The organism is Xanthomonas sp. 60, from assembly GCF_011761925.1.
On record NZ_JAASQW010000002.1, the window covers coordinates 212,688 to 227,323 of the forward strand.

Here is a 14,636-nt window from a genome sequence, read left to right on the forward strand (position 1 = left end):
GCGGGTCTGTGTTCCACGGAAGTAAACGATGCCCCAGCCCGCACGCGCCCTGGCGCTCGCCATCGCCAGCCTGATGGCCCTCAGCGTCCCGCCGCCGGCGGATGCCGCACCGAAGAAGAAGACCGCCACGGCGCAGGCCGCGCAGGCCCGCCAGGGCAGCCGCCCCGCGAGCCGGCCCCGTGCCCGTCCCGCCGCGCGCCAGGCGCGTGCGCCGGCGGCACCGGCCACGCGTGCGGCCCAGCTCGAGCGCCTGTACGCCGATTACTGGAATGCCTCGATGCAGCTCAATCCGCTGCAGGCCACGTTCCAGGGCGATCCACGCTACAACGACCAGCTCCCCAACTTTCTCTCCGCGGCCTGGCGCACGCAGTCGCACGCGTTCACGGTGGAATGGCTGGGCAAGGTGGAAAAGATCGGCAGCGAGGGCCTGCAGGGCCAGGACCTGCTGAGCTATGAAATGTTCGTGCGCGATGCCCGCGCCTCGCTGGCGGCGGAAAAACACCCTTCGTGGATGCAGCCGATCAGCCAGTACTACAACCTCGGCAGCATCATGGCCATCCTCGGGTCCGGTGCGGGCGCGCAGCCGTTCAACACCGTGCAGGACTACGACAACTGGTCGCGTCGCTCGCTGGGCATCCCGCCGCTGTTCGAGCAGGCCATCGCCAACATGCGCGAAGGCATGAAGGCCGGCGTGGTCCAGCCGCGCGACCTGATGGAGAAGGTGCTGCCGCAGCTGGATGCGGTGATCAAGCCGACGGCCGAGGAGAGCATCTTCTGGTCGCCGATCCGCACCCTGCCGGCGTCCATCGGCGAAGCCGACCGCACCCGGCTGAGCGCCGAATACAAGCGCATGATCGAGCTGCGCATCATGCCGGCCTACCGCGCACTGCGCGGCTTCATCGCCACCGAGTACCTGCCCGCCACGCGCACCACGGCGGGCATGGGCGCCCTGCCTGACGGCCAGGCGTGGTACGCCCAGGTGCTCGCGCAGTCCACCGCCACCGACCTGCCGCCGATGCGCCTGCACGCCTGGGCGGCGCAGCGGGTGCAAGGCCTTGATGCGCAGATCGCCACGGTGATGAAGGAACAACGTATCCGCGGCAACCAGGCCAAGCTGCTGCGCAGCCTGCGCGAGGACCGCCGCCACCAGTTCAGCGATGCCAACGCGTTGCTGGCACGTTATCGCCAGGTGCAGCAGCAGGTGGCCGCCAGGCTGCCGGCCGTGCTCGACACGTTGCCTGCCGCACCGCTGGCGATCCAGCCGGTGGACGCCGAGCGCGCACTGAACGCGCCGGCGGTGAGCTACCAGACCGCTCCCGCTGCCGGTCGCCCTGCGGTACTGGCGGTCAACACCAACGATCTGCCTTCGCGCCGTCGCTGGAGCGTGCCGATGCAGTACCTGCACGAAGGCGTGCCCGGCCACCATGTGCAGCTGGGCCTGCAGCAGGCACTGGAAAGCCTGCCCCGGTTCCGCCGCCAGGGCGGCGATGCCGCGTTCGTGGAAGGCTGGGGCCTGTATGCCGAATCGCTCGGTGACGAACTGGGGGTTTACACCGACCCCTATGATCGCATCGGCTACCTCCATGCCGCACTGGCGCGCGCCGCCCGCGTAGTGGCTGACACCGGCCTGCACGCCGACAACTGGAGCAAACAGCGCGCGGTGACCTACCTGCAGGACACCGCCGGGATGACCCCGGCCGATGCCGTGGCCGAAGTGGAACGGATGATGGCGCAGCCGGGCCAGGCGTTGTCCAACGTGCTCGGCGAAGCCCGGATCGTGCAGTTGCGCGATCGCGCGCGCCAGGTGCAGGGCCCGGCGTTCGACCCCCGCCGCTTCCACGCCGAACTGCTCAAGGATGGTTCGATGCCGCTGGATATCCTCGAAGCCAAGATGACACGGTGGCTGCAGCAGCCGGCAACGCCCTGACCAAGGCCAGCGGCAGGTCCTGGCCCATGCCATGACCTGCCGGCACCCACCGCCCGCCCCTCAGACGTAGATCACTTCTTCATCCGAAGAATCGTCAACCCAGCTCGCGAGCGGCGGCAGCGGGGACGCGCCGCTCGCCAACATTGCATCGTCGCTGAAGCGCAACGACCCATCATGACGGTCTCCCTCGATCGCTGGGGTATCGGCCAGCGCGGGAGGTGGCAAGATGCTGGAGACAAGCGGCGAAGACGTGCGCAGTATTCCCTTTCTCCCGGACGGCACCCAGGGGGACGTACTGGCGAGTTCCACCGTGTACTCCGGCCCGAGATCGGCTCGCCTGCCCGGACCAGGTTTGGTACGGATGTAGGCCAGGCGAGTCTCGGCCTCATCCAGACTCTCGTTGCTGTCGGTGTGGACGGCCAGATCCATGCCGACGAACGTCAGCCTCGAAGGCTGCTTCGCGTACTCACCATCGATCAGCGCCAGGTCCTCGCAAGAGGTAGCGGAAAGACGCTCGTTGGCCTTCGTCAACCGCGCCTCGAACAGCGTGCGGTACTCCCTGTATTCGTCCACCGAGAGCGGTCGCCGGCGTGGCACGTCCTCTTCTTCACATTCTTCGACAACGTACGGCATCAGCGACTCGTCCGGCGGGGCCATGTAGTCGATTTCCTCGCCTTCACTGAAGTCCAGCCAAGGCCTGTCACGGATATCGTTGACAGGGTCAGCGAACTCGATCACGCCTGGCGCCCAATCATCGTCGTCGCTGTTTTCCAGCGCCGCATGGTCGATGATCTCGTTGTCGTCAAGCCACGAGTCCGGGATATCGTCATCAAGGTCCCCGTCGTCCGATCCGGACGGCGCGACGAAGGCGCCCGGAACGGGCGCGGGGAGAGCCGTCTTCTCCGTGAGCGACACGCCATAACGGATGACGTCGACGTTGCGCGCACTCGGCGGCAGGCGCCAGCTGTCCAGCCCGGCCCAGTGCCCGCGCCAGACCGACCCCTCCTCGTCCGGCGAGGCCGGTGACGATGAGCGCGAGGGCCCATGGCCATCGTCTTCCGAAGCGGCCTGCACATCCCAGTCACCCAGCGCCAGGCAGACGCCATTCGGGCGCGCCACCGGCGTCCGCGGTGTAGCCGTTGCGGCAGGCGATGACGGCTCACCCGGCGACGGCCCCAGGCCGATCCCTTCATCCTCCGACGCAGACGACAGGCGCGCGGCGGAAGTGATCGCCAGCGTCAGGGCACGCGTCGAGCGGCGCGAGGCCAGCGTGTCGGCCTGCGGCTGGGGTGACAGGTCCGCCTGCGCCTTGGACTGCCGGAGGAACGACGTCACCGCGCGCGGACGCACATTCGTCGAGTACACCACGCCGGTGGCTGGATCATCGTGCATCGCACCCGGCGTGCGGCCTTCGTTCTGCAGGTGGTGAACGAAACGCTGCCAGCTGTCGTCGCTCAAGGGCGGGCGCGGCAGGCGGGTGCATGGGATCATGCTGACGGAGCGAGGGGCGGGGGCCGCAACGCGCGGTGCAGCATCAATGACATCAGGGGGCCTGCGCGGCAGCGGCGGCTCGTCCCGTGATGCATTGCGGACGGTGACCTTGTGCACCGCTGCGCCCACGTCCACGGTTGCGCCGCCGTGGGGTTTCCTGGCGTCTGCAAGAATGGCGCGCCTGATGGCATTGCTGGCGTTGAGTGACTCGACGGTGTGATGGCCGATCGGCCGTAGCGTGGGCATGGCGACTATTCCTTCATGTATTCCAGTCGCCAGCCTGAGGCCGCAGCCCGTCGCCGTGCTTTCAGTTTCCGTCTATGGCGCCTGCCCCTGTTCTGCGATGATGCGGGTCTCGCACCCGCTCCCTTGTCCCATGCCAACGCCTCTGCTGGGCATCCACCATGCCGCGATCATCTGCAGCGATTACGCCCGCTCGCGCGATTTCTACGTGCGCGTGCTGGGTCTGCGGGTGCTGGCCGAACATTTCCGTGCGGCTCGCGACTCCTGGAAGCTGGACCTGGCCCTGCCCGATGGCGCGCAGCTGGAGCTGTTCTCCTTCCCGGCACCGCCGCCCCGGCCCAGCCGCCCCGAGGCACTGGGGCTGCGGCACCTGGCCTTCCGGGTGACGTCGCTGGAGCCGGTGGTGGCGCGCCTGGCGGCGGACGGCGTGGCCTGTGAGCCGATCCGCGTGGACGAATACACCGGCCGGCGCTTCACCTTCTTCGCCGATCCCGACGACCTGCCTCTCGAGCTGTACGAAACCGACTGAACACGGCGCCACCGCACTTGCACCATACCGCCCCGGATGGGTATACAGTCGGCCTGTGCCGACACCCGCGTCGGCGCTCATTGATTCCCTGGGAGGGGACCCATGCGCAACACCTTCAAGACCCTGCTGCTGGCGCTGCCGCTGTGCCTGACCGCTCTGACCGTGCAGGCCAATGACTCGGCCGTGGGCCGCTGGAAGACCATCGATGACAAGACCGGCAAGGTGAAGTCCGTCGTGGAGATCAGCCAGGCCGCCAACGGCACGCTCTCCGGCCGCGTCGTCGACATCCTGCAGTCCGACAAGGGCCCCAATCCGGTCTGCAGCGACTGCACCGGCGCGAACAAGGACAAGCCCATCAAGGGCCTGACCATCCTCTGGAACCTCAAGCCGGACGGCGCCAGCAGCTGGTCCGACGGCACGATCCTGGATCCGGCCAACGGCAAGACCTACAAATCCAAGGCATCGCTGCAGTCCGGCGGCGCCAAGCTCGACGTCGCCGGATGCATTTCCTTCATCTGCCGCACGCAGACCTGGGTGCGCGAGTAACCGCGCCGCCGCGCGCGCCCTGACGGGCCAGGGACCGCTCTGCGCAGCGCGGTCCCTGGCCCTTCTCCATTCCGGGCTGCGGCGATTCGACGGGGCCATGCGATAATCCCCGATCCCCTCGCTGCACCGCCGTGACCATGACCCGTACCGCGCTTGTCACCACCGCCCTGCCCTACGCCAATGGCCCGCTGCACCTCGGCCATCTGGTGGGCTACATCCAGGCTGACATCTGGGTGCGCGCGCGTCGAATGAGCGGCGGTACCACCTGGTTCGTCTGTGCCGACGATACGCATGGCACGCCGATCATGCTTGCTGCGGAAAAGGCCGGGATCACCCCGGAAGCCTTCATCGCCGAGATCCAGGCGGGCCACGAACGCGACTTCGCCGCCTTCGGCGTGGATTTCGATCATTACGATTCCACCAATTCGGCGGCCAACAAGGCGCTGACCGAAGCGTTCTACCTGAAGCTCGAAGCGGCCGGCCACATCAGCCGCCGTTCTGTGGCGCAGTTCTATGACCCGGCCAAGGGCATGTTCCTGCCGGACCGGTACATCAAGGGCATCTGCCCCAATTGCGGCAGCGCCGACCAGTACGGCGACAACTGCGAAGTCTGCGGCGCCACCTACAGCCCGACCGAACTGAAGGAGCCGAAGTCGGTGATCTCCGGTGCCACGCCGGAAATCCGTGATTCAGAACATTTCTTCTTCGATGTGGGCCGTTTCGAAGCCTTCCTGCGCGGCTGGCTGGACGGCGATGTCGCGCTGCCAGGGGTCAAGGCCAAGCTGATGGAGTGGCTCGATGCCGAGGGCGGCCTGCGCGCGTGGGACATCTCCCGCGACGCGCCGTATTTCGGCTTCCAGATTCCCGGCCACCCGGGGAAGTATTTCTACGTCTGGCTCGATGCCCCGATCGGTTACCTGTCCAGCTTCCAGACCCTGTGCGCGAAGACCGGCGAAGATTTCCAGGCGCACCTGCGCGAAGGCAGCAGCACCGAACTGCACCATTTCATCGGCAAGGACATCGTCAACTTCCACGGCCTGTTCTGGCCGGCGGTGCTGCACGGCACCGGCCATCGCGCGCCCACGCGGCTGCACGTCAACGGTTACCTGACCGTGGACGGCGCCAAGATGAGCAAGTCGCGCGGTACCTTCGTCAAGGCGCGCACGTTCCTCGATGCCGGCCTGGAGCCGGAAGCGCTGCGCTATTACTACGCGGCGAAATCCTCCGGCGGCGTGGACGATCTGGACCTCAACCTCGGCGACTTCGTGGCGCGCGTCAACGCCGACCTGGTCGGCAAGTTCGTCAACCTCGCCAGCCGCTGCGCCGGCTTCATCAGCAAGCGCTTCCAGGGCCAGCTGTCCGCAGCGCTGCCCGATCCCGCCCAGTACGACCGTTTCGTGGATGCGCTGGCCCCCGTGCGCGAAGCCTATGAACGCAATGACGCCGCCGCGGCCATCCGCCTGACGATGGCGCTGGCCGACGAAGCCAACCGCTACATCGACGACGTCAAACCGTGGGTGATCGCCAAGCAGGAAGGCGCCGATGCGCAGCTGCAGTCCGTGTGCAGCCAGGGCCTGAACCTGTTCCGCGTGCTGGTCACCGCGCTCAAGCCGGTGCTGCCGGCCACCGCGGCCCAGGCCGAGGCCTTCCTCGCCGCGCCGGCGACCGACTGGACCGCACTGGCGCAGCCGCTGCGGGGCCACCGCATCAACGCGTATGTTCCGCTCTTCACCCGTATCGACCCGAAGAAAATCGACGCCATGACCGACGCCTCCAAGGACACCCTGCAGCCGACCGCTGCGGCCCCCGCCGCCTCGCAGAAGGCTGCCGCGCCCACGGCCCCCGCCGTCCCGGCAATCCCTGCGGCCGCGCCCCCCGCGGCCACGGAAACGGCCGCGCCGGCCTACATCGGCATCGACGATTTCGCCAAGCTCGATCTGCGCATCGGCAAAGTCCTCGCCTGCAGCTTCGTCGAAGGTTCGGACAAGCTGCTGCGCTTCGAGCTTGATGCCGGTGAGCTGGGCACCCGCCAGATCTTCTCCGGCATCCGTGCCAGCTACGGCGAACCGGACGCGCTGGTCGGCCGCAGCGTGGTGTTCATCGCCAACCTGGCACCGCGCAAGATGCGCTTCGGCCTGAGCGAGGGCATGATCCTGTCGGCTGGCTTTGATGGCGGCGCGCTTGCGCTGCTGGACGCCGACAGCACCGCACAGCCGGGCATGCCGGTCCGTTGACCGTCAAGGGCGCGGCACGCCCGCGCCCGTCGCCAGCCAGCTTGACGGACCGCAACGTGATGGGGACAACCGGACGGGAACCCACGGGCACGGGCACGGAGCTGGCCCTGTTCGACTTCGACCACACAATCACCCGTGGCGATACCTACGCGCGCTTCCTGCGCCTGGTCGCCACGCCGGAACAACGCGCCCGCGCCTGGTGGCTGATGGGCCCCTGGCTGCTGGCCCTGCGCCTGCGGCTGATCTCCGCCGCACGGGTCCGCGCGCGCGCGACGCGGCTGGTGTTCACGGGCCGCCACGCCGATGACATCGCGCGGATGGCCGGCACCTACGCCCGCGATGTGCTGCCTGGCAGGGTACGCCCGGAGATGCTCGAACAGATCCAGTGGCACCGTGCACAGGGACATACCGTGGCGGTGGTCTCCGGCTCGCTCGATCTGTACCTGCGGCCGTGGTGCCAGGCGCTGGGGCTGCAGGTGCTCTGCAACCAGCTGGAGATCGTCGACGGACGGTCCACTGGGCGTTATCTCGACCGGGATATCGCGCCGCGCAAGGCCGACGCCGTCCGCAGGCACTTCGACCTCACCGGCTACGCGTGCATCCACGCTTACGGGGACAGCGCGGAAGATCGTCCGATGCTGGCCCTGGCACACGAACGCTGGTATCGCGGCAAGCCGGTGAAGCGATGAGTGCCCTGCTGCCCCCGCTGGTGGAACGGCTGGACCGGTTGCTGCCGCAGACGCAGTGCGGCCAATGTGGTTTCGACGGCTGCCGCCCGTATGCCGAAGCGATGGCCCGTCGCCAAGCCGGAACGGAGCGCTGCCCGCCCGGCGGCGATGCGGGAGCCCGCGCGCTTGCGCAGGTGCTGGGCCAGCCGGCCGTTCCCTATGATCGCCAACGTGGCGTGCACGTGCCGCCGCAGGTGGCGGTGATCATCGAAGCGGACTGCATCGGGTGCACCAAGTGCATCCAGGCGTGCCCGGTGGATGCCATCGTCGGCGGCGCGAAGTACATGCATACCGTCATCGCCGATCTGTGCACCGGCTGCGGACTGTGCCTGCCACCGTGCCCGGTGGACTGCATCGACCTGCGCGCGGCCGGCGGCCGCCCGTAACACCGGCATTGCCCGGTGGTCGCCGGGCTGCGCCGGTCGGTGAGGTGGCTCAGGGGACCGCAGCGGTCACCACGATCTCCACCTTCCATTCGGCGTGCGCAAGCCGCGCCTCGACCGTGGCGCGGGCCGGCGTCATGCCCGGTACCACCCACTCGTCCCACGCCTTGTTCATGCCTTCGAAATCGGCCATGTCGGCCAGGAAGATCTCCGCGCGCAGCACGTGCTGCTTGTCACTGGCCGCCTGCACCAGCAGCTTGTCGATCTCTTCCAGCACCTGCCGGGTCTGGCCGGTGATGTCCTGGCTGGTGTCCTCCGGGATCTGGCCAGACAGGTAGGCCACCTTGTTGTGCACCGTCATCTCGGACATGCGCGGACCCACATCGATACGTTCCAGCATGGGCATCTTCCTCTCTATGGATGGCGTCCCATTCTCTCCCAACGCGAAGCGCCTGCCCACCGCCTCCCGAACCCGCGGCAACAGCCATGCACGGCCCCCTAGCCAAGCACCGCGCACAGGCGCACCCTTTGCACCGCGATACTCCCTCGCTCCTCCGCACCACACGATGACCGTTCCCACCGCGCCGGCCTCCTCCTTCGTACTGCGCCTGCGCTGCAGCGCGCCCGTCCTGGCCTCGCTGGCCATCCTTGCCCTTGCCCTGCACGGCCTGGCCAGCCAGTTCGACCTCCATGGTTACCGTGCCGTGCGCCAGGCGCTGCAGGGCTTCGGCAACGGGCAGCTGTTGCTTGCCGTGCTGCTTGGGCTGGCCAGCTACGGTTGCCTGATCGGTTTCGATGCCATCGGCCTGCACCGCAGTGGCGTGCGCGTGGCGCCCCTGCGCATCGGCATCACGGCCTTCCTTGCCCATGCTGTCGGGCAGACCGTGGGCTTTGCCGCGTTGACCGGCGGTGCGGTGCGGCTGCGTGGCTACCGCAGTGCCGGCCTGGACCTGGCGCAGATCGGCCAGGTGGTGCTGATGAGCACGCTCGGCTTCGTGTTCGGTGCGTGGCTGCTGCTTGCTGCCGCGTTCGTGATGGAGCCGACCGCCGCCGCGCTCGCGCTGCCGCTGAGTGCGTTGTCCATTCGCTGCATCGGCGTCCTGGCCTTGCTGGCGTTCGGGGTCACGCTGCTGCGGGTCGGCCGCGCGGGGCGTACCTTCGCCCTGCGCGGCCATGCGCTGTGGCTGCCGGGCCGGCGCACGATGCTCGGCGTCACCGCGCTGAGCGTGGTGGAGCTGGTCCTTGCCGGTGCCGCGCTCTACGTGCTGCTGCCGGACTCCACGCCGGCCGGCCTGCCGGGATTCATCGGGCTGTATCTGGTGGCGGTGGTCGCCGGGCTTGTCTCCACCGTCCCGGCCGGGCTCGGCGTGTTCGAATGGAGCCTGCTCAAACTCCTGCCGCAGACCGCGCCGGCCGCCGTGCTCGCCGCCGCCCTGGTCTACCGGGTGACCTACTACGTGCTGCCGTTGCTGGCGGCCACGGTGCTTGCACTGGCCGCCGGACTGCGTACGCCGCTGCGCGGTGGCGCGCAGGCCTCGCGTGCGGGCTGGAACGCGCTGCGGCCGTGGCTGCCGCAGATCACCGCGCTGGCGGTGTTCGGCATGGGCGCCGCACTGCTGGTCGAAGGCACGCTGCCAACGCCGCACCGCCAGCTGATCGATGCCTCGCTGCCCTTGCTGGAAACCTCGCACCTGCTCGGCAGCCTCGGCGGGGTCATGCTGCTGCTCATCGGCCAGGGACTGGCCCGTCGCAGCCACGCCGCCTGGCTGCTTGCCCTGGCGGTGTGCGTGCTCGCGCCGCTGCCAATCTGGATCCGCGGCGGCGCACCGGTGCTCGCAGTGGCCGCGCTGCTGGTGGCCGCTGCCTTGTGGGCGGCGCGGCGTGAGTTCTACCGGCAGGGGCAACTGCTCGACCAGGCCTGGACCTGGACGTGGCTGCGCAATGTCGCGGTGGTGCTGGTGGCCGTGGTGTGGCTGCTGTTCTTCGTCTACAGCCATGTGGAGTACCAGCACGAGCTGTGGTGGCAGTTCGCGCTCTCCGGCAATGCGCCGCGCGCACTGCGCGCGTTGCTGCTGGTGGCCATTGCGGTGAGCGTGTTCGGCATGGCACGGCTGCTGCGCAGCGCGCGCAGTCCACTGCCGCCGGCGGACGAGGCCACGCTGCAGTCGCTCCTGCCCGTGCTCGCCGCTGCGCATGACACCCAGGCGCTGCTGGTGCTCACCGCGGACAAGGCCGTGCTGCACGACCCTGACCGGCGCGGCTTCGTGATGATGCAGCGGCATGGCGGCTCGCTGATCGCCATGGGCGACCCGGTGGGACCACCGGAGGTGGCCCGTGCGCTGATCTGGCGCTTCCGCGAGGAAGCCGACCGGCTCGGACTGCGGCCGGTGTTCTACCAGGCCGGCGAAGCCTATTGGCAGACCTACCTTGATATGGGCCTGAGCCTGGTCAAGCTGGGGGAGGAGGCCATCGTGCCGCTGACCGGCTTCACCCTGGAAGGACGCGACCGCGCCGATCTGCGGCAGGCGTGGAATCGTGGCAAACGCGCCGGACTGAGCTTCCGCGTGGTGACGGCGGCGGACGTTGCCACGCTGCTGCCCGCCCTGTCCGAGGTCTCCGCGGCCTGGCTGGAAGACAAGGCCGGCGAGGAAAAGGGCTTCTCGCTCGGCAGCTTCGACGCGCGCTACCTGCAGCGTTTCCCGATGGCACTGGTGGAGGCCGAAGGACGCATCGTGGCCTTCGCCAACCTGTGGGAGGCGCCCGCCGGACGCGAACTGTCGGTGGACCTGATGCGCCATCTGCCGGATGCCCCGAAGGGCACGATGGATTTCCTTTTCATCGAGCTGTTCCTGTGGGGACAGGCGCATGGCCACGAGCGCTTCTCACTGGGCATGGCGCCGCTGTCCGGCCTTGCCGAGCACCGGCTGGCGGGCCGCTGGAACCGGTTCGCCGGCCTGCTCGCACGCCACGGCGAGCGCTTCTACGGGTTCACCGGGTTGCGCCGTTTCAAATCCAAATTCGCGCCCCATTGGCGGCCGCGCTACCTGGCCGCTCCGGGGGGCGTGCACCTCCCGGCGGCGCTGCTCGATGCCACCCGCCTGATTTCGCTGGAACCACGCCGGCCGGACTGAACCCACCCGCGCCGCCACCGTCAGCGCGGCGGCAGGCCCTGCAGGATCACCTCGGCCAGCCGCGCATGGTCGCCGTTGAAGTGGTGATCGCCGGGCAGGCGCAGCCGCTGTACCGTGTCGGCCGGCAGGTCCGGGCAGAGCGCATCGGCATCTTCGGCGCCGTACACGCACCAGGTGCGATCTGCCGGCAGCCGTTGCAGTTCCGGCGCGATGGGCAGGCCATCGTCGCCGCCGCCGAGCCAGTTGCTGACATGGAACTCGAACGCCGCACGGCGCCCGACGGACAGCAGCACGATGCGCGCCACGTCCGCGCGCAGGGCGGGATCCATGCGGTTGATGCTCGCCGGCAGGACGTCGGCGCCCTGCGAGAAGCCGATCAGCAGCACGCGCGGGCGCCGCCACTGCGCGCGGTAGTGGCGCGCGATGCGCTCGAGGTCGGCGGCCACGCCGGCCGGCGTACGCGCGGTCCAGAAATAGCGCAGCGAATCCAGCCCGACCACGGAGACGCCCTGCGCCGCCAGGGCCGCCGCCACGTCCTTGTCCAGCCCGGCCCAGCCGCCGTCACCGGACAGGAAAACCGCCAGGGTGTCGCCCGCTTGCTGCGCCGGCACTTCCACCACCGGAAGTCCCTGCAGTGCGGCCGGCGGCGGCGCCGTGCCCACGCCGTGCGCGGCGCCCAGCACACGCGCTGCCGCGAGCAGGCCGGGGGCGGCATCGCCGCGGCGCGTGGCCCGGATCGGGCGCGCCAGCGCAATCGCCTGCTGGAAGGCGCCCAGTGCCGGGTCGTTGTCTGCAGCGCCGCCCGGGCCCCTGGCGGCGGCAAGCCACGGCCGCGCAAGCGGTACCGCACGCAGCGCACCGGCGGCGATGGCCGGGCCACAGACGGGCAGCGCCGGCGCCGGGCCGGGCCGGAAGCCCAGCGTAAGCAGCCCGGCGATCCTGCCCGCGTCGGCCTGCGCGGCCAGCGCGTAGGCCAGCGCGGCGCCTTCGCCATCCCCGCCCAGCAGCGGCAGGCGGTAGTCCGGCAGATGCCGCCACGCCTGCAGCCAGCGCGAGAAATTCTCGACATCCCCGATTCCGAATGCACAGCCCCCCGCCCCTTCGCGGGCCAGCGCCGCGCGCACGTCACCGGTGTCCACGACGGCGACCAGCGCGCCCTCGCGCCGCAGGCCCTGGAGCAGCGTGTCATCGTGCCGCGCGCCGTCGCTGCCGCGGAACCAGATCACCACCCGCTGCGGCTGCGAAGGCGCCAGCACGCGTGCGTCCACGAATCGCCCGTGCGAGACCGTCTGCGCGCCCTCGCCCGGAGTCGCCGCGCACACCGCAGGCGACGCCAGCACGCCGGCCAGCATCAGCACCACAGCGGTCGTCCACGTTCTCCCGATCATCCCCATCACGCTCTTTCCTGGTGCAGTGGGCACACGATACGCCTGCCGCACCGCGACGGCGCGCACAGGCCGACGCGTGCTCAGCCCGGCGTGCGGCGTGCCGTGCGCCAACCGGTCCACGCCGCCCAGAGCAGCCAACCGACGATCACCACGATCACCAGTTTCTGGCCCGCGCCGCGGGGCGCCTCGCGCAGCAGGACATGGCCCCACAGCAGTACGAAGGCCAGCCACGCCCATCCCCACAGCACGCGACCGCAGCGTTCCCACCCCGGGGCCACGCGCAGGTACCAGGCCTGCAGCAACAGGCCGACCGCGGCACAGAGGAACGCCGTCATCGCGGACACACCGTGCACCAACGGCCACACCAGCGGCGCGTAACCGGGCAGCCAGCTGTCGCCCACGGCCACGCCCAGCAGGCCCAGCGCGGCCACGCCCCACAGCAGTGGCGCGGCCGCACTGCGCCGGGGCCCGTTGGCGTGGCGGTAAAGCGCAGCGCCGAGCACGATCACCGAACCGGCCAACAGGCCATACATGCAGCGCAGCGTCAGGCCCCAGGGTCCGTGCAGGTAAAGGCTGAGCGTGTCACGGCTGATATCGAGGTCACTCCGGGCGAACTGGGTGAACGCAGCCACCGCCAGGAAACACAACCCGCCCGCCATCACCGTGGCATACGCCGCGCGCAGCAACGGCCTGTTCAGGGCGCCTGCTCCGGATGGCGCAGGCGCCAGGCGGCGAGCGCCTGGCGATAGCGCTGCAGCTCTTCGCTGTACAGATCCAGCACGCACAGCGGGCAGCCGCTGCCGCAGCACTCGTTGGGGCCGGGTTCCTCCGGCGGCAGCGGGCGTGGATCATCCGCGTGGCCGGGCAGCCCGGATGCGGGAGGATTCGATTCGTAAACAGACACGGGCTCTGGCCGCAGCGGGGACGGTGGCAGTGTAGCGGCCCGGATTCAGCCTGCCAGCACCCGTCGGAGGTTAGCCCGCGCCGGGGCGTCCAGGCGCGCATGGAACAGCTCGCTCAGATAGATCCGCGGGCGGGCCAGCAGCCCTTTCAGGAACCGTCGCCTGCCCATGCGGTACAGCAGTGCCGGTACCGTGCCGGCGTACTCCTCGGCCACACCGCGGTCGTAGGCATCGAACACCGCCGGCGGTGCGCCGAGGATGGCCATGTCGCAGTCCAGGAAAAGCGCCGCTTCGGCATCCACGTCGGCGGGCTCCAGCGTGCCGTGGCGCGCCGTGAGCAGGATCAGCTCACGCACGCGCGCCACGTCGAGGCCGGCATCGGGCAGCCAGCGCGCGATGCTGTCGGCGGCAAGCTCGGCCGAGCGCACCTCATTGTCCTTGCGCCCGCTCTCATACACGGCATCGTGGTACAGCACCGCCAGCTGGATCTCAGCCGGCTGCCGCCAGCCCGACACCTGCTGCACCCACTGGCAGTGCTGCAGCAGGGCGCGGACGTGGCCGAAGTGGTGGTAGCTGCGCGGTGGCGTTGCGTACGCCGCCTGCAGGGCAAGCCATTGCGGCGGAGGCAGGGTGAGCGGCTGGAAATCCATCGGCCCAGCATCGCCGCTGGGCACCACGGCGACAAGTCCTGGTCATTTTTTGATCACGGGCTGCGGGCGCCCATCACGCGGGGCTGCCCGCCACTTATGCACAGCTTTGCCGGACGATGGTCCACACCGCGTGTGGATGGACCGGCTCAGGCCTTCTTGAGGAAGCAGGTCTTCAGCACCAGACCCTTGATCTTCTCCGAGTTGCCTTCGATGTGCTCGGCGTCATCCTCGACCAGCCGGATGTTGCGGATCACCGTGCCCTGCTTCAACGCAATGGATGAACCCTTGACCTTGAGGTCCTTGATCACCGTCACCGTGTCGCCGGCCTGCAGCACGTTGCCGTTGCTGTCCCGGACCACCACGCCGGAGGCGTCACCCTCCTCGGCCGTCCACTCGTAACCGCAGTCCGGGCACATCCACAGCGCGCCATCGGGATAGGTGTTTTCGAGCGTGCATTGCGGGCAGGCGGGGGCAGCGGACATGG

The 14,636-nt window shown here is 69.3% G+C and carries 14 protein-coding genes; 7 read left to right on the forward strand and 7 right to left on the reverse strand.

Annotated features, from left to right (window positions below; genetic code table 11):
* Window positions 1-28: 28 nt before the first annotated feature.
* The gene (locus tag FHY09_RS04870; protein WP_166924755.1) at window positions 29-1,927 is read left to right on the forward strand and encodes a DUF885 family protein; all 1,899 of its coding nucleotides are present in this window, start codon (window positions 29-31) and stop codon (window positions 1,925-1,927) included.
* A gap of 60 nt (window positions 1,928-1,987) precedes the next feature.
* On the opposite strand, the gene FHY09_RS04875 is transcribed toward FHY09_RS04870, so the two are convergent.
* Complete coding sequence (locus FHY09_RS04875; RefSeq protein ID WP_166924757.1) at window positions 1,988-3,385, reverse strand: hypothetical protein; 1,398 nt, start codon at window positions 3,383-3,385, stop codon at window positions 1,988-1,990.
* Window positions 3,386-3,794: 409 nt separating this feature from the next.
* Between FHY09_RS04875 and gloA2 the strand changes: the two genes are divergently transcribed.
* The 5 genes from gloA2 to rnfB all read left to right on the forward strand — a co-directional run bounded on the left by gloA2 (window position 3,795) and on the right by rnfB (window position 8,084).
* Window positions 3,795-4,190: an SMU1112c/YaeR family gloxylase I-like metalloprotein gene (gene gloA2 / locus FHY09_RS04880; protein ID WP_166924759.1), complete on the forward strand. Its 396-nt coding sequence runs from the start codon at window positions 3,795-3,797 to the stop codon at window positions 4,188-4,190.
* A 102-nt stretch (window positions 4,191-4,292) separates the two neighbouring features.
* The gene (locus FHY09_RS04885; RefSeq protein ID WP_166924761.1) at window positions 4,293-4,736 is read left to right on the forward strand and encodes a DUF2147 domain-containing protein; all 444 of its coding nucleotides are present in this window, start codon (window positions 4,293-4,295) and stop codon (window positions 4,734-4,736) included.
* 137 nt (window positions 4,737-4,873) lie between these two features.
* Window positions 4,874-6,970, forward strand: a complete 2,097-nt coding sequence (metG, locus tag FHY09_RS04890; protein WP_166924763.1) for a methionine--tRNA ligase — start codon at window positions 4,874-4,876, stop codon at window positions 6,968-6,970.
* A 59-nt stretch (window positions 6,971-7,029) separates the two neighbouring features.
* Window positions 7,030-7,659: an HAD-IB family hydrolase gene (locus FHY09_RS04895; RefSeq protein ID WP_166924765.1), complete on the forward strand. Its 630-nt coding sequence runs from the start codon at window positions 7,030-7,032 to the stop codon at window positions 7,657-7,659.
* Window positions 7,656-8,084, forward strand: a complete 429-nt coding sequence (gene rnfB, locus FHY09_RS04900) for an Rnf electron transport complex subunit RnfB (RefSeq protein ID WP_166924767.1) — start codon at window positions 7,656-7,658, stop codon at window positions 8,082-8,084. Before FHY09_RS04895 ends, rnfB begins: the two co-directional genes overlap by 4 nt.
* A 49-nt stretch (window positions 8,085-8,133) precedes the next feature.
* Here the strand turns inward: rnfB and FHY09_RS04905 are convergent, their stop codons facing one another.
* The gene (locus FHY09_RS04905) at window positions 8,134-8,481 is read right to left on the reverse strand and encodes a RidA family protein (protein WP_166924769.1); all 348 of its coding nucleotides are present in this window, start codon (window positions 8,479-8,481) and stop codon (window positions 8,134-8,136) included.
* Window positions 8,482-8,647: 166 nt separating this feature from the next.
* On the opposite strand from FHY09_RS04905, the gene mprF reads away from it, so the two are divergent.
* Window positions 8,648-11,212, forward strand: a complete 2,565-nt coding sequence (gene mprF, locus FHY09_RS04910; RefSeq protein ID WP_166924771.1) for a bifunctional lysylphosphatidylglycerol flippase/synthetase MprF — start codon at window positions 8,648-8,650, stop codon at window positions 11,210-11,212.
* A gap of 20 nt (window positions 11,213-11,232) precedes the next feature.
* On the opposite strand, the gene FHY09_RS04915 is transcribed toward mprF, so the two are convergent.
* From FHY09_RS04915 to FHY09_RS04935, 5 genes are all read right to left on the reverse strand, one after another.
* Window positions 11,233-12,600, reverse strand: coding sequence for an AcvB/VirJ family lysyl-phosphatidylglycerol hydrolase (locus FHY09_RS04915; protein WP_456362710.1), 1,368 nt, complete (start codon window positions 12,598-12,600; stop codon window positions 11,233-11,235).
* A gap of 80 nt (window positions 12,601-12,680) precedes the next feature.
* Window positions 12,681-13,286 (reverse strand): DUF998 domain-containing protein, encoded by a 606-nt coding sequence (locus FHY09_RS04920; protein WP_456362711.1) that lies wholly within the window; start codon window positions 13,284-13,286, stop codon window positions 12,681-12,683.
* 8 nt (window positions 13,287-13,294) lie between these two features.
* Window positions 13,295-13,468, reverse strand: a complete 174-nt coding sequence (locus FHY09_RS04925; RefSeq protein ID WP_166925501.1) for an oxidoreductase-like domain-containing protein — start codon at window positions 13,466-13,468, stop codon at window positions 13,295-13,297.
* Between the two features lie 81 nt (window positions 13,469-13,549).
* Entirely contained in the window at window positions 13,550-14,152 is a 603-nt protein-coding gene (locus FHY09_RS04930) for an HD domain-containing protein (protein ID WP_166924775.1), read from the reverse strand.
* A gap of 146 nt (window positions 14,153-14,298) precedes the next feature.
* Window positions 14,299-14,634, reverse strand: a complete 336-nt coding sequence (locus FHY09_RS04935; RefSeq protein ID WP_166924777.1) for a zinc ribbon domain-containing protein YjdM — start codon at window positions 14,632-14,634, stop codon at window positions 14,299-14,301.
* Between the last annotated feature and the right edge of the window lie 2 nt (window positions 14,635-14,636).